Genomic DNA, 20,967 nt, shown 5'->3' on the forward strand with positions numbered 1-20,967 from the left:
TTTCGAATACACGGAACCCGCAAAACTCCATCATGGACCCTTCCCCTGGTTTTACCCTCGCGTCTCTTTTCGCCGACTTCGGCATGATTCTTTTTGCACTGCTCCTGGTTCTGCTCAACGGCTTTTTCGTAGCCGCCGAGTTCGCCATGGTCAAACTGCGCTCGACCCGGGTCGAGGCCATCGCCCATAAGAACGGCTGGCGCGGGCAGATCCTGCGCACCGTACACAGCCAGCTGGATGCCTATCTTTCTGCCTGCCAGCTGGGGATCACCCTGGCCTCCCTTGGCCTTGGCTGGGTCGGTGAGCCGGCCTTCGCGCACCTGCTGGCGCCGCTGCTCAGCGCCGTGGGCGTGGACTCGCCGGAAGTGGTCAAGGGCGTGTCGTTCTTCACCGCCTTCTTCATCATTTCCTACCTGCACATCGTGGTCGGCGAGCTGGCGCCCAAGTCCTGGGCCATCCGCAAGCCCGAGCTGCTGTCGCTGTGGACGGCGGTGCCGCTGTACCTGTTCTACTGGCTGATGTACCCAGCGATCTACCTGCTCAACGCCAGCGCCAACACCATCCTGCGCATCGCCGGCCAGGGCGAGCCCGGCCCGCATCACGAGCACCACTACAGCCGCGAAGAACTGAAGCTGATCCTGCACTCCAGCCGGGGCCAGGACCCCAGCGACCAGGGCATGCGCGTACTCGCTTCGGCCGTGGAAATGGGCGAGCTGGAAGTGGTGGACTGGGCCAACTCCCGGGAAGACCTGATCAGCGTGGAGTTCAACGCGCCGCTGAAGCAGATCCTCGCCCTGTTCCGCCGCCACAAGTTCAGCCGCTACCCGGTCTACGACAGCGAGCGCAACGAGTTCGTCGGCCTGCTGCACATCAAGGACCTGCTGCTGGAGCTGGCGGCGCTGGACCACATCCCCGAGTCGTTCAACCTGGCCGAGCTGACCCGCCCGCTGGAGCGCGTTTCCCGGCACATGCCGCTGTCGCAGCTGCTGGAGCAGTTCCGTAAAGGCGGTTCGCACTTCGCCCTGGTGGAGGAAGCCGACGGCAAGATCATCGGCTACCTGACCATGGAAGACGTGCTGGAAGTGCTGGTCGGCGACATTCAGGACGAACACCGCAAGGCCGAGCGCGGCATCCTCGCCTACCAGCCCGGCAAATTGCTGGTGCGCGGCGATACCCCGCTGTTCAAGGTGGAACGCCTGCTGGGCATCGACCTGGACCATATCGAGGCCGAAACCCTCGCCGGCCTGGTCTACGAGACCCTGAAACGGGTACCGGAAGAAGAAGAGGTCATGGAAGTCGAAGGCCTGCGCATCATCATCAAGAAGATGAAAGGTCCGAAAATCGTCCTGGCCAAGGTGTTGATGCTCGATTGAGCACGGTCTGAGATCCCATCGCGAGCGATCGAGCGTCGACTGGCTGCTCGCGATCCCCTCCCCGCTGATTGCCCTGTAGCCGCTGCCGCAGGCTGCGATCGACCCNTATCGCAGCCTGCGGCAGCGGCTACAGGCTACTTCTTGCCCAATGCGAAATTCGGCAGGCTGCCGATGGGCTGGTTGAACTGATAGGGAATCGACACCAGCCCCAGGCCGGTATTGCGCTGCACCACGAAGTGCAGGTGCGGGCCGCTGCTGTTGCCGGTATTGCCCGACAGCGCCAGCGGGCTGCCCACCACGACCCGCTGGCCTTCACGCACCCTGACCGAGCCGCGCTTGAGGTGCAGGTACACCCCCATGGTGCCGTCGTTGTGCAGCACCCGCACGAAATTGCCGGAAGGGTCGGTGCCGCGCCCGCTCTGGCGGTTCTCGGTCTTCACCACCATCCCGCCACGCGCCGCGATGATCGGCGTGCCCTCGGGCATGGCGATGTCCATGGCATAACGGCTCTTGGGGCCGAAATGGCTGTACCGGCCATTGGCGCCCTGGGTCAGGCGAAAGGGGCCGCCACGCCAGGGCAGCGGGTAACGATAGGCCTGGGCGGCGCCTGCAGGGTCGCCCAGGGAATAACGGAACTGCGGGACATAGATCAGCGGCTTGCCCGCCTGCACGGCCGTGAGCTGCGCCAGGCGCTGTCGGCTGCGGGCCGGCAGTACCCGGCGAATCGGCTGCCTGGGGGCACTGCGGATGTTCTTCAAGCCGGTAAACCCCAGCTCGATCTCCACCGGCGCATACAGGTCGTTACGCACAAAGACGCTGTCCACGCCCCAGCTCTTCTCGACGTCCAAGCGCACCTGGCGCTCCAGGTGCTCGACCATGCGATCGCGAAACACGAACACCTGGGCGCCCGGCGACGGACGATCGCTGTAGGACACCACGCCGTTGGCGTCGGTGGACTTGTAGATGGTCATGGCCATGGCCGAGGTGGCGGCCAGCAACAGACCACAGGAAACCAGCAGGTGCATGAACATGGGCAAGATTCTGAGGAAAGCCTGAAGTCAGGCTAGCAGCCCGACGTGGACTTTGTATGAATCAACCCTGCACCAGAGGTTCCATTGCCGACGGACTGAAACTGATATCGACGCCCAGTTGCGCAGCGTCGGAGAGGTTGACCAGCGCATCCAGGGAAAACTTGTTGATCTTGCCGCTGAGCACGTCGTTGAGTCGCGGCTGGGTGATATTGAGCCGCCTGGCGGCCTCCTTCTGCGAAACGCCCCAGGCCTTGATGGTCTTGCCCAGCTCCAGCATGAGCTTGGAGCGCAGGCGCATATTGGCGGCTTCCTGGGGCGAACCTTCGAGCGCGTCCCAGACACTGGCGAAACGCTCGGTCTGCATGTGATCGGTCATGGCGTGCACTTATCTCCTGAAGTCTGGCCCGAGCCAGCTCGATGTCCCGCGCTTCGGTCTTGCGGGTGGTCTTGCGCATGGCGTGCAGCACGTAAATGGCCGCGGGCCGGTTGGCCACGTAAAACACCCGAAACGCCCCTGAATCCTCACTGATCCTGATCTCGAACACCCCCGGCCCCACGGTTTTCATCGACCGGCAGTCATAGGGCTGCTCGCCCTGCTGCAACAGATCCAGCTGAAAACCCGCGGCCCTTCGCGCATCCAGCGGAAAAGCCCGGAGGTCCCGGAGCGCGCTCCCGACAAACACCACATCCTTGTGCCTAGGCATCGAACCTCTCCCGTTACTGACCCCAGAGAGGTTAAACAACCCGACCGCCACAGCGCGCGGCCGGGTTGTTTCAAAGCGTGGCCCGGCACAAGAAAAGCCAAAAGCACAGACCACAACCTATATCAGTACAGATATAAATCAACCTGAAAAACCGAGAATCGGACACACGGCATCAAACCACCTCCCCCTCCCCCAACGCCTTGTGCTGCGCGGCCTGCAACACATCACCGCCATCGTCCAACGACAGATACAAGGCCTGGGTGACACGCCCCAGATCACCTTCGTCAGCGTGCAGAAGCGTGGTACAGGAAAGTGTTTGCAGCAGGTTTCGCGCGGCACTCCGACGAAGGGGGTGCAGGGTTTTGAGATCGCTGAAGGCCTTCGGCCTTATCGCAGCCTGCGGCAGCGGCAACAGGGTCGGGGGCAGCGGTCCGGAAGATGCGGTGTCAGCACGGACGCTATCGCGGGCAAGCCTCGCTCCTACAGAAGCGTGGTTGCCCGCGAGATAGTGGTCAGGAACGGGGCTGAGAGGGGCTCAGGCGCCGGGGACGAAGTGTTTCTGCGCCGTGCCGCGGGCGATCAGGCGGGAGATGTAGTCGAGCTTCTGCGCATCCTGGTCGACGAAGCGGAAGGTCAGCTGCAACCACTCGCTGTCCGGCTTCGGCTCATAGGCCACCACCGCGTGCAGGTAGCCGTTCAGGCGCGCCACTTCGGCATTGTCCCCCTGCTCCAGGTCCAGCACGGCGCTGTCGAGCACCTGCGGCAGCGTATCGGTGCGCTTCACCACTAGCAGCGCCTCCTTGATGCTCAGCGCCTTGATCACGCACTGCTGGGTACCGCTGGGCAGGCGCAACTGACCCTGGCCGCGACCACCGGCGGACGCCGCGGCGGCAGGAGCCGGTGCCTTCACCGGCGGGCTGTTGAGCAAACCACGGGACGGGGCAGCAGCGGGAGCAGGCGCAGACACCACGGCAGGCTTGGCAAACGGATTGACCGCCGCAGCCGCCGGCGCGGCGCCGATGACTTCGGCCTTGCCACCGGTCAGGGCACTCAGAGAGTCGTTGCCGAACGCCGAGTTCATCTTGGTCGGCGCGCTGTTCATCAGGGTGTCGAGCTTGCCGACCTTGTTCAGTGCCTGCTTGACCTTGGTCAGCAACTGCTCGTTGGTGAACGGCTTGCTGACATAGCCGGAGACGCCGGCCTGGATCGCCTGCACCACGTTCTCCTTGTCGCCACGACTGGTGACCATGATGAACGGCATGGCCTTCATCGCCTCCTGGCCGCGGCACCAGGTCAGCAGCTCCAGGCCGGACATTTCCGGCATTTCCCAGTCGCACAGGACCAGGTCGAAGGCTTCACGGGCCAGCAGGGCCTGGGCTTTACGGCCGTTGATGGCGTCCTCGATCTTGATGCCAGGGAAGTAGTTGCGCAGACACTTCTTCACCAGGTCACGAATGAACGAAGCGTCATCCACCACCAACACACTTACCTTACTCATCGACCACCCCTTTAAAAATCCCGGCTAGCATAACGCTTTACTGATGGCACTTTGCCAAAACTCTTCAGTCACGCCAGGACTTTTCGTTCGCGGGCGCTGCTTTTCAAGTTCGATCCCCATAAACGAAAACGCCCGGCCAAAAGGGCCGGGCGCTTCTCTCGGGCAACCTTACTTATCGTCAGCTTCACCCGGAACATTAGCGCTTTCGGCGCTTGTGCCTTCAACTTCTTCCTTCATCCGCTTGAGCCCCAGATGGCGCACATCGGTGCCGCGCACCAGGTAAATCACTAGCTCCGAAATGTTGCGCGCGTGGTCGCCGATACGCTCCAGGGAGCGCAGCACCCAGATGATGCTCAGAACGCGCGAGATCGAGCGCGGATCTTCCATCATGTAGGTGGCCAGCTCGCGCAGCGCGGTCTTGTACTCGCGGTCGATGATCTTGTCGTACTGGGCCACCGACAGCGCCAGGTCGGCGTCGAAACGGGCAAAGGCGTCCAGCGCATCGCGCACCATGTTGCGCACCTGGTCGCCGATGTGCCGCACTTCCACATAGCCGCGCGGGGCCTCGCCTTCTTCGCACAGCTGGATGGCGCGACGGGCGATCTTGGTCGATTCGTCGCCGATGCGTTCCAGGTCGATCACCGACTTGGAGATGCTGATGATCAGGCGCAGGTCGGAAGCCGCCGGCTGGCGCCGGGCGAGAATACGCAGGCATTCTTCGTCGATGTTGCGTTCCATCTGGTTGATCTGGTCGTCGATCTCGCGCACCTGCTGGGCGAGCCCCGAGTCGGCTTCGATCAGCGCGGTGACGGCGTCGTTGACTTGTTTCTCGACCAGCCCGCCCATCGCCAGGAGGTGGCTGCGCACCTCCTCGAGTTCGGCGTTGAACTGCTGGGAGATGTGGTGAGTAAGGCCTTCCTTCGAAATCATCTTGTTCGCTCCGCGAAAGTTGCAAGCTTCAAGCTGCAAGCTTCAAGCAGTTAAATATTGATCCGGTGTCGCACCACGTCTGTCTTGCCGCTTGAAGCTTGCGGCCGCTTCCTAGCCGTAACGACCGGTGATGTAGTCTTCGGTCTGCTTCTTCGCCGGATTGGTGAACAGGGTGTCGGTGTCGCCGAATTCCACCAGTTTGCCCATGTACATGAACGCCGTGTAATCGGAGACACGCGCGGCCTGTTGCATGTTGTGGGTCACGATCACGATGGTGAACTTCGATTTCAGTTCGTAGATCAGTTCTTCGACTTTCAGGGTCGAGATCGGGTCGAGTGCCGAGCAGGGTTCGTCGAGCAGCAGCACTTCCGGCTCCACGGCGATGGTACGGGCGATCACCAGACGCTGCTGCTGACCACCGGACAGGCCGAGCGCCGAGTCGTGCAGGCGGTCCTTGACCTCGTCCCACAGCGCCGCGCCCTTGAGGGCCCACTCGACAGCTTCGTCGAGGATGCGCTTCTTGTTGATGCCCTGGATGCGCAGGCCGTAGACCACGTTCTCGTAGATGGTTTTCGGGAACGGGTTGGGCTTCTGGAACACCATGCCCACGCGGCGGCGCAGCTCGGCCACGTCTTCGCCCTTGCGGTAGATGTTGTTGCCGTAGAGGTTGATCTCGCCTTCCACGCGGCAGCCGTCCACCAGGTCGTTCATCCGGTTGAAGGTACGCAGCAGGGTCGACTTGCCGCAGCCGGACGGGCCGATGAAGGCAGTCACGCGCTGCTTGGGAATGTTCATGCTGACGTCGAACAGCGCCTGCTTCTCACCGTAGAACAGGCTCAGGCCCGGGACTTCGATGGCCACGGTTTCCTGGTCCAGGCTCAGGCTCTGCTTGTCGCGGCCCAGGGCCGACATGTTGATGCCGTGGGTATGTGCTTCTTGCTGCATGGGTAACTCCCTACGCTAACAAATTCATTTCAGTGAACCGCTGGCCTCACAGAATGGGCCAGAGGTGTTGCCGTTTTGCAGGAGAGAGGCTTGCCCGCGAAGGCGTCGGCACATTTGACAATGATGCGACTGACAGACAGCTTTCGCGAGCAAGCTTCGCTCCTACAGGGGCGGTGTTAACTATCCAAAGCCTTGTATTTCTCGCGCAGGTGGTTACGAATCCACACCGCCGACAGGTTGAGCGTGGCGATCACCAGCACCAGCAGCAGCGCCGTGGCGTACACCAGCGGCCGCGCGGCCTCGACGTTCGGGCTCTGGAAGCCGACGTCGTAGATATGGAAGCCCAGGTGCATGATCTTCTGGTCCAGGTGCAGGTACGGGTAGTTGCCGTCCAACGGCAGCGACGGCGCCAGTTTCACCACACCCACCAGCATCAGCGGCGCCACTTCACCGGCGGCGCGGGCCACCGCGAGGATCATGCCGGTCATCATCGCCGGGCTGGCCATCGGCAGCACGATCTTCCACAGAGTTTCCGCCTTGGTCGCGCCAAGGGCCAGGGAACCTTCACGCACGGTGCGGGGAATCCGCGCCAGGCCTTCTTCGGTGGCCACGATCACCACCGGCACCGCCAGCAGCGCCAGGGTCAGGGAGGCCCAGAGCAGGCCCGGGGTACCGAAGGTCGGCGCCGGCAAGGCTTCCGGGAAGAACAAGCGGTCGAGGGAGCCACCCAGCACATAGACGAAGAAGCCCAGGCCGAACACGCCGTAGACGATGGCCGGAACGCCCGCCAGGTTGTTCACCGCGATGCGGATCACCCGGGTCAGGGTGTTCTGCTTGGCGTATTCACGCAGGTACACCGCGGCCAGCACGCCGAACGGGGTAACGACCATGGCCATGATCAGGGTCATCATCACGGTACCGAAGATCGCCGGGAAGATACCGCCTTCAGTGTTGGCTTCCCGCGGGTCGTCGCTGAGGAATTCCCAGACCTTGCTGAAGTAGAAGCCCATCTTGGTCAGGGTGCCCATGCCGTTCGGCTGGTAGGCGTGCACCACCTTGCCCAGGCTGATTTCCACTTCCTTGCCGTTGGCGTCGCGGGCGGTGAGGCTGTCGCGGTTGAACTGCGCGTGCAGGTCGCTCAGGCGGGCCTCCACGTCCTGGTAACGGGCGTTCAGCTCGGCGCGTTCGCTTTCCATGTCGGCCTGGGCGGCGGCATCGAGCTTGCCGTCCAGCTCCAGCTTGCGACCGTGCAGGCGGATGCGTTCGAGGCCGGCGTTGATCGCGCCGATGTCGACTTTCTCCAGGGTCTTGAGCTGGGCCGACAGCTTGTTCACCCGCTCGATCCGCGCCTGCAGTTCCGGCCAGGCCGCTTCGCCTTCGGCGATGACCTTGCCATCCTGCTTGACGTTGACCAGGTAGCCGTAGAAGTTGCCCCACTCGCGACGCTCGAGGGCCATCAGCTCCGGCGGCGTGGTCTGGTTGGTCAGCCAGTCGCCGACGATCCAGGTGAAGTCGTTGCCGTTCAGGTCACGGTTGCCGACCTTGATCAGCTCGCGGGTCATGAACTCGGGGCCTTCGTCCGGCACCGGCAGGCCGGCGCTCTTCAGGCGTGCCCGTGGCACTTCTTCCTTCTGCACCACTTCGCCGATGACCAGGTGGTTGGCCTGGCCCGGGACGTCATAGCTGGCGTGCACCAGGTCCGCCGGCCAGAAGTGGCCCAGACCGCGCACGGCGATCACTGCCAGCAGGCCGATGGTCATGATGACCGCGATGGACACCGCGCCACCGCTGATCCAGACGCCCGGGGCGCCGCTCTTGATCCAGTCTTTTAGGGAGTTCTGTTTCACAGACTTCTACCTTTCTTAAAGCGACGAGTATTTCTTGCGCAGACGCTGACGGATCAGCTCGGCGAGGGTGTTCATGACGAAGGTGAACAGCAGCAGCACCAGCGCCGAGAGGAACAGCACGCGGTAGTGGCTGCCGCCGACTTCCGACTCCGGCATTTCCACCGCGACGTTGGCCGCCAGGGTGCGCAGGCCTTCGAACAGGTTCATTTCCATGACCGGGGTGTTACCAGTGGCCATCAGCACGATCATGGTTTCGCCGACCGCCCGGCCCATGCCGATCATCAGCGCCGAGAAGATGCCCGGGCTGGCGGTGAGGATCACCACGCGGGTCATGGTCTGCCACGGGGTCGCGCCCAGGGCCAGGGAGCCCAGGGTCAGGCCGCGCGGCACGCTGAACACGGCGTCTTCGGCGATCGAGTAGATGTTCGGGATCACCGCGAAACCCATGGCCAGGCCGACCACCAGGGCGTTGCGCTGGTCGTAGGTGATGCCCAGGTCGTGGGAGATCCACATGCGCATGTCGCCGCCGAAGAACCAGTTCTCCATGAACGGGCTCATGTACAGCGAGAACCAGCCCACCAGGATGATCACCGGGATCAGGATCGCGCTTTCCCAGCCGTCCGGCACCTTCAGGCGCAGGGACTCGGGCAGGCGGCTCCAGGCGAAACCCGCCACCAGGATGCCGATCGGCAGCAGCATCAGCAGGCTGAAGATGCCCGGCAGATGACCTTCGACATAAGGCGCCAGGAACAGGCCGGCGAAGAAGCCGAGGATCACCGTCGGCATCGCTTCCATCAGCTCGATCACCGGCTTGACCTTGCGGCGCATGCCCGGGGCCATGAAGTAAGCGGTGTAGATCGCCGCGGCAACCGCCAGCGGCGCCGCCAGCAGCATGGCGTAGAACGCTGCCTTCAAAGTACCGAAGGTCAGTGGCGAGAGGCTCAGCTTGGGTTCGAAGTCGGTGTTGGCCGCGGTCGATTGCCAGACGTATTTAGGCTCGTCGTAGTTCTCGTACCAGACCTTGCTCCACAGCGCGCTCCAGGACACTTCCGGGTGCGGGTTGTCGAGCACCAGCGGTTGCAGCTTGCCGCCGGCTTCGACGATCACCCGGTTGGCCCGTGGCGACAGGCCGAACAGGCCTTCGCCCTCGACCACCTGGTCCACCAGCAGGGTGCGGTGCGCGGTGCTGTGGAACACGCCGAGCTTGCCCGAGGCGTCCAGCGCGACGAAGCCTTTGCGGCGCTCTTCAGCGGTGATTTCGATGATCGGCGTGGTGCCCATCTGGAAGGTGCGGATCTGCTTCAGGCGCAGTTCGCCGTCCGTATCGCGGGCCATGAACCATTGGGCCAGGCCGCCCTTGGAGGTACCGATGATCAGCGAGATACCGCCCACCAGCTGGGTGCTGGCCGTCACTTCGGCATTGGCATCCTCCAGCAGCTTGTAGCGACCGTTGAGGCTCTTGTCGCGCAGGCTGAACACGTCGGCCTGGGCACGCCCGTTGATCACGTACAGCCACTGCTGGCGCGGGTCGATGTACATGGCCTTGACCGGTTCGGTCATCTGCGGCAGCTCGATGCGGTTCTGCTCGCTGGTGACTTCGCCAGTCATCATGTTTTCTTCGCGGGTCAGCTGCAGTACATGCAATTGCGCGCCGCTGGAACCGGCCACCACCAGCGCCGAATCGGTGGCGTTGAGGTTGACGTGCTCCAGGGCGCCGCCCTGCTCGTTCAGCACGATCGGGGTTTCGCCGTAGGGGTATTCGATGGCCGGCGAGATGGTTTTCTTGCCGTCCGGGTAGCTGACCTTATAGGTGTGACGGAACACCAGCGCCTGGCCGTTGGACAGGCCAACCACCACCAGCGGGCTGCCTGGCTGATCCTTGCCGATGGCGGTCACGCTGCTGCCAGCCGGGATCGGCAGGTCGACACGGCGCAGCTCGGCACCGTTGTCGATGTCGAAGAACAGCGCCTGGCCCTTGTCGGAAACCCGCATGCCGACCTGGTTCTGCTCTTCCAGGGAGAACATCAGCGGCTTGCCGGCGTCCTGCATCCAGGCGGGGGTCAGCGGGTCCTTGGCGGTCAGGTCGGCGCCCTGGAACAGGGGCAGCACGACATAGGCGAGGAAGAAGAAGATCAAGGTGATCGCGGCCAGCACGGCCAGACCGCCGACGAGGACGTACCAACGGGTCAGGCGATCTTTCAGCGCGCGGATGCGGCGCTTGCGTTGCAGCTCAGGCGTATTGAAGTCAATGCGCTTGGGGGGAGAAGTCGGAGTCATGGTGGAGTTGGCCAGATCATTCATGCGCACACCCTAGCGATCCTGTATGACAGAAAGATGACAATGCAGTGACGCAACAAATCCGCCGCGTAGCAGAGCTGGCAGCGGATCGAAAATTGGGGGGTGTAGGAGCGAGCCCGCTCGCTCCTACAAGGTCCGGGACAGGCCCGGACCTAGGGTGTTACTTCTTTACGACAGCAGAGCCTTCCTGCAGGCCCAGGTCAGCCAGTGCCTTGGCGGCGACTTTGGCTGGCAGTGGGATGTAACCGTCTTTCACTACCACTTCCTGGCCCTGTTTCGACAGAACCAGTTTCACGAACTCGGCTTCCAGCGGGGCCAGAGGCTTGTTCGGGGCCTTGTTGATGTACACGTACAGGAAGCGGGACAGCGGGTACTTGCCGTTCAGGGCGTTTTCTTCGGTGTCTTCGATGAAGTCGCTGCTGCCTTTCTTGGCCAGGGCCACGGTCTTCACGCTAGCGGTCTTGTAGCCGATGCCCGAGTAGCCGATGCCGTTCAGCGAGGAGCTGATGGACTGGACCACCGAAGCCGAACCTGGCTGTTCGTTGACGTTAGGCTTGTAGTCGCCTTTGCACAGGGCTTCTTCCTTGAAGTAGCCGTAGGTGCCGGATACCGAGTTACGACCGAACAGCTGGACCGGCTTGTTGGCCAGGTCGCCGGTCACGCCCAGGTCGCCCCAGGTCTTGACGTCGGCTTTGGCGCCGCACAGGCGAGTCGAGGAGAAGATCGCATCAACCTGTTCCATGGTCAGGTGCTGGATCGGGTTGTCCTTGTGCACGAACACGGCCAGGGCGTCCACGGCAACCGGGATGGCGGTTGGCTTGTAGCCGTACTTCTGCTCGAAGGCAGCCAGTTCGGTGTCCTTCATCTTGCGGCTCATCGGGCCCAGGTTGGAGGTGCCTTCGGTCAGCGCAGGTGGCGCGGTGGCGGAGCCAGCGGCCTGAATCTGGATGTTTACGTTCGGGTATTCTTTCTTGTAGTGCTCGGCCCACAGGGTCATGAGGTTGGCCAGGGTATCGGAGCCGACGCTGGACAGGTTGCCCGACACACCAGTGGTCTTGGTGTAGCTCGGGATAGCAGGGTCAACAGCGGCAACCGCGTGGGCAGTCGCAACGCCAGCAGCGACAAAAGTCATTGCCGCCATCAAACGCTTCAGTTTCATGCCTTACTCCTAGCAGATAGGGTGTGTTAAGTCGGGCCAAGTATCTGTAGGCCGTGTGAACACTCTATGGCTGAAATATGACAATTAGATGAAAGGCCAGCATTCGCGATGGAAGGCTGGCCTTTCTTTATAGAGGGTGCAATTGGCGCTTTTGTAGCCGCTGCCGAAGGCTGCGATCGAGCCGAAGGGTCGCGGCGATCTTCAGCGCGCATAAGGGCCTGCGGCCCTATCGCAGCCTGCGGCAGCGGCTACAGGGGCGTGCGCAAGGCCGGGATTCAGCGACCCTTTTTCCACAGGTACAGGCCGACCAGGATCCCGATGCTGCAAATAATTGCAACATAATAGGCCGGGCCCATCGGGCTCTCCTTGAGCAGCGCGGTCACCACCATCGGCGTCAGGCCACCGAAGATCGCGTAGGCCAGGTTGTAGGAGAACGACAGGCCACTGAAGCGCACCACCGCGGGGAAGGCCTTGACCATCACATAAGGCACCGCGCCGATGGTGCCCACCAGCAGGCCGGTCAGCGCGTACAGCGGGAACAGCCAGTCCGGGTGATCCAGCAGGCTGTGGTAGAAGGTCCAGGAAGTCGCCAGCAGCAGCGCGCTGCCGAACACGAACACCCGACCGGCGCCAAAACGGTCGGCCAGCGCGCCGGACGCCACGCACCCCAGGCTGAGGAACACGATCGCCAGGCTGTTGGCCTGCAACGCGGTGGTCGGGGTGAAGTGATAGACCGTCTGCAATACGGTCGGGGTCATCAGGATCACCACGATGATCCCGGCGGACAGCAGCCAGGTCAGCAGCATCGAGAGAATGATCGCGCTGCGGTGGTCGCGCAGCACCGCGCGCAGCGGCACTTCCTCGGCCAACGCCTTGCGCAGTTGCAGCTCGGCGAACACCGGGGTTTCGTGCAGCCAGCGGCGCAGGTACACCGAGAACAGGCCGAACACGCCGCCCAGCAGGAAAGGAATCCGCCAGGCGTAATCGGCGACTTCGCCCGGGGTATAGATGCTGTTGATCGCGGTGGCCACCAGCGAGCCCAGGAGAATGCCGGCGGTCAGGCCCGAGGTCAGGGTGCCGCAGGCGTAGCCGATATGCCGCTGCGGCACATGCTCGGAAACGAACACCCAGGCGCCCGGCACTTCACCGCCGATGGCCGCCCCCTGGATCACCCGCATCAGCAGCAACAGGATCGGCGCCCACATGCCGATCTGCGCGTAGGTCGGCAGCAGGCCCATGATCAGGGTCGGCACCGCCATCATGAAAATACTCAGGGTGAACATCTTCTTGCGCCCGAGCAGGTCGCCGAAGTGCGCCATGACGATCCCGCCCAGGGGCCGGGCCAGGTAGCCGGCGGCGAAGATGCCAAAGGTCTGCATCAGGCGCAGCCACTCGGGCATGTCCGCCGGGAAGAACAGCTTGCCGACCACCGTGGCGAAGAACACGAAAATGATGAAGTCGTAGAACTCCAGCGCGCCGCCCAGGGCGGACAGCGACAGGGTCTTGTAGTCGTTGCGGGTCAACGGACGAGCAGGTTGCGCGGGCTGCGCGATGCTCGAAGGCACAGTGGTCATGGCAAGGGCTTCTCTTATAGTCGGTTCTGGAAGCCGCAACAGCGCTGGTTGTGGCCTGGCAGGTTCGGCACGATAGCAAATTGTTCGAAAAAGCACATAGATGTGCACAATTGCCGGTCAAAATCAGAACCGGATGGTCGTCGTGGAGCCTGTCGACCGATATACTCGCAGGCATTGGAGCAAAGCCGCCCCGGCAAGGGTTGCTGTGCGAAAACGCCGCTGGGCGCCCCAGGCGCCGACTGGGCCAGCCGATTTCGCAGAGTTTCCCTTTAGTACGCCTTACGAAGAACGTGACGAACGTAGTATGTTCGGGCTGAATCGTTTTTCCTCAAGACGGCTATTCACCTGAAGTACCAATGAAGAGTCACGGGTCAGAGGCACCCCCGGCATGATAGAGCTCGAACAAGAAGATCCGATCCCGCAAGGCGACCTGGCCTTGCAAATCACCGCGCTTCCCCGCGAAACCAACGGCTTTGGCGATATTTTCGGCGGCTGGCTGGTGGCCCAGATGGACCTGGCGGGCACCGCCATGGCCAGTCGCGTGGCCGGCGGGCGTGTCGCCACCGTCGCCATCGACCGCATGGCATTCCTGGTGCCGGTAGCGGTCGGCGCGCAGCTTTCCTTTTATACCCAGACCCTGGAAATCGGTCGCAGCTCGATCCAGATGATGGTCGAGGTGTGGAGCGACGATCCGCTGTCCAGCGAATGGCGCAAGGTCACCGAGGCGGTGTTCGTGTTCGTTGCCATCGACGGCAGCGGCCGCACCCGCTCGGTTCCGCCCAGAGCCCGTTAAATTCGGCGAAGGTTAAACCCGGCGGCCGTTACGTGGTCCATAGCAGCCCTGCTTTTGAACGAGAACAGCACTATGCCTACCCCTCACGTTGAAACGGTGAAACTGGATGAACTGAACTGCTGGCGCATCCGCCACGGTCAGGCCGAACTGCTGGTGGCCCAGCAAGGCGCGCACATCCTCAGCTATCAATTGGCCGGGCAACCGCCGCTGATCTGGCTCAACGACGAGGCGGTGTTCAAGACCGGCAAAAGCATTCGCGCCGGCGTTCCGGTGTGCTGGCCGTGGTTCGGCAATTTCGCGCGCAACCCGCAAAGCGTCCAGGCCATGCGCCAGGGCAACGAGCCGGCCGGGGCCCACGGCCTGGTCCGCGCCACCGACTGGGAACTGCTGGGCATCGAGGCCGATGGCGAAAGCCTGCTGGTGGAACTGCAACTGCCGATCCCCGAGGGCGGGCTGCCAGGCTGGCCGCATCAGGTCGAGCTGAAGCTGAGCATCCGTCTCGACGACCAACTGCACATCAACCTCACCAGCCACAACCTGGGCGACCACAGCGTCACCATCAGCCAGGCGCTGCACAGCTACTTCGCGGTCAGCGATGTGCGCAAGGTGCATGTCGAAGGGTTGGACGGCCTGAATTACATCGAGACCCTGGATGACTGGAAGACCCGGCAGCAGTCCGGCGACCTGCATTTCACCGGCGAGACCGACCGTATCTACCTCGATCCTCCGCCACAGCTGAATATCGTCGACCCGACCTGGGAGCGACGCATCCAGCTGACCAGCAACGGCTCGCGCTCGGCGGTGATCTGGAACCCCTGGATCGCCCGCGCCGAACAGTTCAGCGACATGGCCAACGATGGCTGGCAACGCATGCTGTGCATCGAGACCGCCAACGTGATGGATGACGTGGTGACCCTGGCGCCGGGCGCCAGTCATACCCTGGGAGTGAGCGTTACCAGCGTAGCGCTGTAACGCCGGGTTCTGCCTTCTGTAGGAGCGGCCGGTCGACGCTCGATTGCTCGCGATAGCCGCGCAGCGCCTGATGTATCGCCGCTGCGCGGCTATCGCGAGCAAGCTTCGCTCCTACAGAAGCAAGCATCCCGCCTTACAGATCCGACTCCTGCACCACCCGCACTTTCTGCGCATCCAGCGCATAGGCCGCGTCGGCCAGGTCGTTGTTGACCGTCTCGATCTTCAGGTGGCCGGTCACCCACAGCGGCGTGTAGATATCGTCCAGCTTCACGCCCTTGGGGAAACGCACCAGCACCAGCTGATTGGGCGGCGGCGGCGGCACATGGATGCAGGCGCCCGGGTAGGGCACGAGGAAAAACAGCGTGCTGCGGCCCTTGGCATCGGACTCCAGCGGCACCGGATAACCACCGATGCGGATGTCCTTGCCGTTCATGGCCGGCACGGTCTTGGTCGAATACATCACCGCCGGCAACCCCTTGCTCTGCTTCAGGCCGCCCTTTTCGGTAAAGGTGCCATTGGCTTCGGGGGAGTTGTGATCGATTTCCGGCATTTGCTCGAGGGCTTTCTGGTCCGACTTGGGCATCAGTTCGAGCCAGTCGGTTTCCGGCAGGTCGCCGGCATGGGCCAGGCCTGAGCCCAGCAGAACAAGAGTCAACAGAAGACGGCGCATGAAGGAGCTCGGCAAGAAAGGGACAAGACAACGCCGGGCATTCTAGCCCTCTCTACCTGCGCAGCAGAGAGGGCTTTGTCGCTAAATCAGTTCTTTTTGACCAGGCCGTAGATCACCAGCAGCACGACCGCACCAACCAGCGCGCCGATGAAACCCGCACCCTGGCCCGCCTGGTAGATGCCCAGGGCCTGGCCGCCGTAGGTGGCTGCCAGCGAACCGCCGATACCGAGCAGGATGGTCATGATCCAGCCCATGCTGTCATCGCCCGGTTTCAGGAAGCGGGCCAGCAGGCCAACGATCAAGCCGATAAAGATGGTTCCAATAATTCCCATGGCATTTCCCTCTGTATGAGTTAGGTATGCCAAAGCCTAGTCAGCGCCTTGGCATCCTGCCATCAGAGAACGGCGGCCCCGATTGGTTCCACCGCAGCCCCAGGAAGTTATTCGGCGATCAGCGCTTCGACCTTGAGGATCTGCGCCTCGAGGGTCGCCTTGTCCTTGCAGCGCAGGTTGGCGTGACCGACCTTGCGCCCGACCTTGAAGGCCTTGCCGTAGTGATGCAGGTGGCAGTCGTCGATAGCGATGACTTTCTCCACCGCCGGCACTTCGCCGATGAAGTTGATCATCGCGCTCTCGCCGACCTTGGCGGTCGAACCCAGCGGCAGGCCGGCGACAGCCCGCAGGTGGTTTTCGAACTGGCTGCACTCGGCGCCTTCGGTGGTCCAGTGCCCGGAGTTGTGCACCCGTGGCGCGATCTCGTTGGCCTTGAGGCCACCGTCGACTTCAAAGAACTCGAACGCCATCACGCCGACGTAGTCCAGCTGCTTGAGTACGCGGCTGGAATAGTCTTCGGCCAGGGCCTGCAACGGGTGATCGCTGCTGGCCACGGACAGCTTGAGGATGCCGCTGTGGTGGGTGTTGTGCACCAGCGGGTAGAAGCGGGTTTCGCCATCGCGGGCGCGCACGGCGATCAGCGAGACTTCACCGGTGAAGGGCACGAAGCCCTCCAGCAGGCAGGCTACGCTGCCCAGCTCGGCGAAAGTGCCGACCACGTCTTCAGGGCTGCGCAGGACCTTCTGGCCCTTGCCGTCGTAACCCAGGGTGCGGGTTTTCAGCACGGCCGGCAGGCCGATGCTGGCCACGGCGGCCTCCAGGTCGGCTTGCGACTGGATGTCGGCGAACGCCGGGGTGGGAATCCCCAGGTCCTTGAACATGCTCTTCTCGAACCAGCGATCGCGGGCGATGCGCAGGGCTTCGGCGCTCGGGTAGACCGGGACGAACTGCGACAGGAAGGCCACGGTTTCCGCCGGCACGCTTTCGAACTCGAAGGTCACCAGGTCCACTTCGTCAGCCAGCTGGCGCAGGTGATCCTGATCGCCGTAATCGGCTCGCAGGTGTTCGCCCAGGGCAGCGGCACAGGCATCTGGCGCCGGGTCGAGGAAAGCGAAGTTCATCCCCAGCGGAGTGCCCGCCAGAGCCAACATGCGACCCAGCTGGCCGCCACCGATTACACCGATCTTCATCGTCAAAAACCTCAGGCGACGCGTGGGTCTGGATTGTCCAGGACGCTGTCTGTCTGCTCAGCGCGGAATTTTTTCAGCACGGTATGGAATTGCGGATGCTTGGCGCCGAGGATGCTCGCCGACAGCAGCGCGGCGTTGATCGCGCCGGCCTTGCCGATGGCCAGGGTGGCGACCGGAATGCCCGCGGGCATCTGCACGATGGAGAGCAGCGAGTCCACGCCCGAGAGCATCGACGACTGCACCGGAACGCCCAGCACCGGCAGGTGGGTCTTGGCCGCACACATGCCTGGCAGGTGGGCCGCGCCACCGGCACCGGCGATGATCACCTCGATGCCACGCGATTCGGCCTCTTCGGCGTACTGGAACAGCAGGTCCGGGGTGCGGTGGGCAGAGACCACTTTCACCTCGTAAGGGATGCCGAGCTTTTCCAGCATATCGGCGGTGTGGCTAAGGGTGGACCAATCGGACTTGGAGCCCATGATCACGCCAACCAGTGCACTCATCGTCGTGCCTCTTCTCTCTGGGCGCCCGCGGGCGCGTCAAAAAACAACAAGCCACGCAGTATGCGTGGCTTGTTGTACGAATTAGTTTCGGTCCAGAACTGCCTACGCTCGATCAGGCTGCGTTAAAAACAAACTCGGAATGCTCATTGACTGACGTCAACTCCGCTTCCTCGCTTGTTTTTGCCTTGCCTGATCTTCGCTCGGCGAGTTCTGAACTCGAAACGTGACCGGACGAACCGGCCGAAGGCCGCGCAGTATACCGAAAAAGGTGAGTTAAACGCACTTTTGCCGACCATCTGTCATACACCATGTTTCAGGCGCAAAGCGGCGGTTTTATTGACTTTGGGGTCAGTCAGCATGAGCCAGATTCCTGTAGCCGCTGCCGCAGGCTGCGATCGACGGCGCAGCCGGCGCAAAGGCGGTATTCCCAATCCTTACAGACAGACTGCGTCGCCAGGTTTTGCGGCCCCTGCGGTGCCGAGCGCAGCCTTCGGCAGCGGCTACAGGTCATGCGTTGCCTGTGCCCTGCGCCGCACCACCTTCCAGCTTGCGCCACAACAGCCGGACGTTGGCCTTGCGTACCAGGGCGCAGCGGTACAGGCGGATCTCCAGCGGCACATGCCATTGCGCGCCGCCGCAGACCACCAGTTCGCCCCGGGCCAGTTCGGCACGCACGCTCAGGTGCGGCACCCAGGCAATCCCCAGGCCTTCCAGGGCCATGCTCTTGAGGCTGTCGGCCATGGCGGTTTCATAGACCGTGGTGAACCGCAGGTTGCGCTGGCGCAGCAGCTGGTTCACCGAACGCCCGAGAAACGCCCCGGCGCTGTACGCCAGCAGCGGCACGCTGGCCTCGCCTTCCAGGTCGAACAGCGGCTTGCCGGCGGCATCCGCTGCGCACACCGGCAGCATCTCGGTGTGCCCCAGGTGCAGCGAAGGGAAGATTTCCGGGTCCATCTGCATCGCCGAATCCGGGTCATAGAAGGCCAGCATCAGGTCGCAACCGCCTTCGCGCAGGGCATGCACCGCATCGCCAACGTTGGTCGCCACCAGCCGCGTGGCGATGTTCAGACCTTCGTTACGCAGTTGGGCGATCCAGCGCGGGAAGAAGCCCAGGGCCAGGGAATGCGCCGCGGCGACCTGCATCACTTCGCCCTGCCCGCCTTCGAGGTGATGCAAGTGCCGCAGCACTTCGCCCAGTTGCTCGACCACCGTGCGCGCGGTCACCAGGAACAGCTGCCCCGCCGCCGTCAGTTCGATCGGCGTGCGCGAGCGGTTGACCAGGGTCAGCCCCAGCGCCGCTTCCAGGCTGCGGATCCGCCGGCTGAAAGCCGGCTGGGTCACGAAGCGCCGTTCGGCGGCCTGCGAGAAGCTGCGGGTGGCGGCCAGGGCACTGAAGTCCTCGAGCCATTTGCTTTCCAGATTCATCACGTCCTCCCGGGGAACGCACCATTTTAGGTCACACGCTTGCCACGCAAGCGGCGTCACACGGGCATTATGCCGTTTATGCATAGGCCAGTGTTTAACAGCATTGGCCCAAATTTTCCCGCAGGCCTAGGATTCGCAGCGTTCCGGCACAGACCGGGTCCATATCGAGATGATTTCTATCATGTCCTCCGCTGCATCTTTCCGCACAGAAAAAGACCTGCTTGGCGTACTCGAAGTACCTGCTCAAGCGTATTACGGCATCCAGACCCTGCGAGCGGTGAACAACTTCCGCCTCTCCGGTGTTCCGATTTCGCACTACCCAAAACTGGTCGTGGCCCTGGCAATGGTCAAGCAGGCAGCTGCTGACGCCAACCGCGAGCTGGGTCACCTGAGCGAAGCCAAGCACGCTGCCATCAGCGAAGCCTGTGCCCGTCTGATCCGCGGCGATTTCCACGAAGAATTCGTGGTGGACATGATTCAAGGCGGCGCTGGCACTTCGACCAACATGAATGCCAACGAAGTCATCGCCAACATCGCGCTGGAGGCCATGGGCCACAGCAAGGGCGAATACCAGTACCTGCACCCGAACAACGACGTGAACATGGCGCAGTCGACCAACGACGCCTACCCGACCGCGATCCGCCTGGGTCTGCTGCTGGGCCACGACGCGCTGCTGGCCAGCCTCGACAGTCTGATCCAGTCGTTCGCCGCCAAGGGTGAAGAATTCAGCCACGTCCTGAAGATGGGTCGTACCCAGCTGCAAGACGCCGTGCCAATGACCCTGGGTCAAGAGTTCCGCGCCTTCGCCACCACCCTGAGCGAAGACCTGGCCCGCCTGAAGACCCTGGCGCCAGAAGTGCTGACCGAAGTGAACCTGGGCGGTACCGCCATCGGTACCGGCATCAACGCCGACCCGCGTTACCAGGCCCTGGCCGTTCAGCGCCTGGCCACCATCAGCGGCCAGCCGCTGGTACCGGCCGCCGACCTGATCGAAGCCACCTCCGACATGGGCGCCTTCGTGCTGTTCTCCGGCATGCTCAAGCGCACCGCGGTCAAGCTGTCGAAGATCTGCAACGACCTGCGCCTGCTGTCCAGCGGCCCGCGTACCGGGATCAACGAGATCAACCTGCCGGCGCGTCAGCCAGGCAGCTCGATCATGCCCGGCAAGGTCAACCCGGTGATCCCGGAAGCGGTCAACCAGGTGGCGTTCCAGATCATCGGCAACGACCTGGCCCTGACCATCGCGGCCGAAGGCGGCCAGCTGCAACTGAACGTGATGGAGCCGCTGATCGCCTTCAAGATCTTCGACTCGATCCGCCTGCTGCAACGCGCCATGGACATGCTGCGCGAGCACTGCATCACCGGCATCACCGCCAACGAAGCCCGCTGCCGCGAACTGGTCGAGCACTCGATCGGCCTGGTCACCGCGCTGAACCCGTACATCGGCTATGAAAACGCCACCCGTATCGCCCGCATCGCCCTGGAAAGCGGCCGCGGCGTACTGGAACTGGTGCGCGAAGAAGGCTTGCTCGACGACGCCATGCTCGCCGACATCCTGCGCCCGGAAAACATGATTGCCCCGCGTCTGGTCCCGCTCAAAGCCTGACCAACGCCCGCCCTGGCCACAGGGCACCGCTCACCAGGTCGAGGGACTAGACACCTCTCACCTTTTGAGGGCTTGGAGATTCTTCTCCAAGCCCTTTTTTTTGCCTGCTGGAAACAG

General features: G+C 63.0%; 18 protein-coding genes and 1 pseudogene. 4 read left to right on the forward strand and 15 right to left on the reverse strand.

The annotated features are described in order from the left end of the window. Positions 1-32 precede the first annotated feature (32 nt). On the forward strand, positions 33-1,373 hold the full coding sequence (locus ACTJKT_RS16610) for a hemolysin family protein (protein WP_009051600.1): 1,341 nt from the start codon (positions 33-35) through the stop codon (positions 1,371-1,373). 134 nt (positions 1,374-1,507) lie between these two features. Here ACTJKT_RS16610 and ACTJKT_RS16615 read toward each other — a convergent pair whose 3' ends face one another. From ACTJKT_RS16615 to ACTJKT_RS16660, 10 genes and pseudogenes are all read right to left on the reverse strand, one after another. After that, a complete protein-coding gene (locus ACTJKT_RS16615; protein ID WP_440787819.1) occupies positions 1,508-2,404 on the reverse strand; it encodes a peptidoglycan DD-metalloendopeptidase family protein in 897 nt (298 codons plus the stop codon). A gap of 61 nt (positions 2,405-2,465) precedes the next feature. Beyond that, the gene (locus tag ACTJKT_RS16620) at positions 2,466-2,780 is read right to left on the reverse strand and encodes a helix-turn-helix domain-containing protein (protein ID WP_440787820.1); all 315 of its coding nucleotides are present in this window, start codon (positions 2,778-2,780) and stop codon (positions 2,466-2,468) included. Positions 2,781-2,787: 7 nt separating this feature from the next. Continuing rightward, positions 2,788-3,108: pseudogene (locus ACTJKT_RS16625) on the reverse strand (type II toxin-antitoxin system RelE/ParE family toxin); the annotation flags it as partial. Positions 3,109-3,643: 535 nt separating this feature from the next. Next, positions 3,644-4,606, reverse strand: coding sequence for a response regulator (locus tag ACTJKT_RS16630; RefSeq protein WP_053263131.1), 963 nt, complete (start codon positions 4,604-4,606; stop codon positions 3,644-3,646). 168 nt (positions 4,607-4,774) lie between these two features. Then, positions 4,775-5,536, reverse strand: coding sequence for a phosphate signaling complex protein PhoU (phoU, locus tag ACTJKT_RS16635; RefSeq protein ID WP_007928528.1), 762 nt, complete (start codon positions 5,534-5,536; stop codon positions 4,775-4,777). Between the two features lie 111 nt (positions 5,537-5,647). Then, positions 5,648-6,481 carry a phosphate ABC transporter ATP-binding protein PstB gene (pstB, locus tag ACTJKT_RS16640; RefSeq protein ID WP_440787822.1) on the reverse strand — a complete coding sequence of 278 codons (834 nt, stop codon included), beginning with the start codon at positions 6,479-6,481 and terminating at the stop codon, positions 5,648-5,650. Between the two features lie 176 nt (positions 6,482-6,657). Continuing rightward, complete coding sequence (gene pstA, locus ACTJKT_RS16645; protein ID WP_440787823.1) at positions 6,658-8,328, reverse strand: phosphate ABC transporter permease PstA; 1,671 nt, start codon at positions 8,326-8,328, stop codon at positions 6,658-6,660. Positions 8,329-8,343: 15 nt separating this feature from the next. Then, positions 8,344-10,377: an ABC transporter permease subunit gene (locus ACTJKT_RS16650; protein ID WP_189635974.1), complete on the reverse strand. Its 2,034-nt coding sequence runs from the start codon at positions 10,375-10,377 to the stop codon at positions 8,344-8,346. Positions 10,378-10,786: 409 nt separating this feature from the next. Further along, positions 10,787-11,785, reverse strand: coding sequence for a phosphate ABC transporter substrate-binding protein PstS family protein (locus tag ACTJKT_RS16655; RefSeq protein WP_016703125.1), 999 nt, complete (start codon positions 11,783-11,785; stop codon positions 10,787-10,789). Positions 11,786-12,060: 275 nt separating this feature from the next. Continuing rightward, positions 12,061-13,359, reverse strand: coding sequence for an MFS transporter (locus ACTJKT_RS16660; RefSeq protein ID WP_025806979.1), 1,299 nt, complete (start codon positions 13,357-13,359; stop codon positions 12,061-12,063). A 388-nt stretch (positions 13,360-13,747) separates the two neighbouring features. Here ACTJKT_RS16660 and ACTJKT_RS16665 point away from each other — a divergent pair, with 388 nt between their 5' ends. Together ACTJKT_RS16665 and ACTJKT_RS16670 are read left to right on the forward strand one after the other, a co-directional pair. Next, positions 13,748-14,152 carry an acyl-CoA thioesterase gene (locus ACTJKT_RS16665; RefSeq protein ID WP_003229628.1) on the forward strand — a complete coding sequence of 135 codons (405 nt, stop codon included), beginning with the start codon at positions 13,748-13,750 and terminating at the stop codon, positions 14,150-14,152. A gap of 72 nt (positions 14,153-14,224) precedes the next feature. Further along, the gene (locus ACTJKT_RS16670; protein ID WP_440787824.1) at positions 14,225-15,124 is read left to right on the forward strand and encodes a D-hexose-6-phosphate mutarotase; all 900 of its coding nucleotides are present in this window, start codon (positions 14,225-14,227) and stop codon (positions 15,122-15,124) included. Between the two features lie 133 nt (positions 15,125-15,257). On the opposite strand, the gene ACTJKT_RS16675 is transcribed toward ACTJKT_RS16670, so the two are convergent. The 5 genes from ACTJKT_RS16675 to ACTJKT_RS16695 all read right to left on the reverse strand — a co-directional run bounded on the left by ACTJKT_RS16675 (position 15,258) and on the right by ACTJKT_RS16695 (position 19,244). After that, a complete protein-coding gene (locus tag ACTJKT_RS16675; RefSeq protein ID WP_440787825.1) occupies positions 15,258-15,794 on the reverse strand; it encodes a DUF3299 domain-containing protein in 537 nt (178 codons plus the stop codon). 86 nt (positions 15,795-15,880) lie between these two features. Continuing rightward, positions 15,881-16,126 carry a GlsB/YeaQ/YmgE family stress response membrane protein gene (locus tag ACTJKT_RS16680; RefSeq protein WP_007928514.1) on the reverse strand — a complete coding sequence of 82 codons (246 nt, stop codon included), beginning with the start codon at positions 16,124-16,126 and terminating at the stop codon, positions 15,881-15,883. 107 nt (positions 16,127-16,233) lie between these two features. Continuing rightward, the gene (locus tag ACTJKT_RS16685) at positions 16,234-17,316 is read right to left on the reverse strand and encodes a 5-(carboxyamino)imidazole ribonucleotide synthase (protein WP_025806976.1); all 1,083 of its coding nucleotides are present in this window, start codon (positions 17,314-17,316) and stop codon (positions 16,234-16,236) included. Positions 17,317-17,327: 11 nt separating this feature from the next. Beyond that, complete coding sequence (gene purE / locus ACTJKT_RS16690) at positions 17,328-17,819, reverse strand: 5-(carboxyamino)imidazole ribonucleotide mutase (RefSeq protein ID WP_009051611.1); 492 nt, start codon at positions 17,817-17,819, stop codon at positions 17,328-17,330. Positions 17,820-18,326: 507 nt separating this feature from the next. After that, positions 18,327-19,244 carry a LysR substrate-binding domain-containing protein gene (locus ACTJKT_RS16695; RefSeq protein WP_097306445.1) on the reverse strand — a complete coding sequence of 306 codons (918 nt, stop codon included), beginning with the start codon at positions 19,242-19,244 and terminating at the stop codon, positions 18,327-18,329. Between the two features lie 181 nt (positions 19,245-19,425). On the opposite strand from ACTJKT_RS16695, the gene aspA reads away from it, so the two are divergent. Beyond that, entirely contained in the window at positions 19,426-20,850 is a 1,425-nt protein-coding gene (gene aspA / locus ACTJKT_RS16700; protein ID WP_097306444.1) for an aspartate ammonia-lyase, read from the forward strand. The last annotated feature ends 117 nt before the right edge of the window (positions 20,851-20,967 follow it).

The sequence above is a fragment of the Pseudomonas sp. 22526 genome (assembly GCF_052044735.1).
GTDB lineage: Bacteria > Pseudomonadota > Gammaproteobacteria > Pseudomonadales > Pseudomonadaceae > Aquipseudomonas > Aquipseudomonas piscium.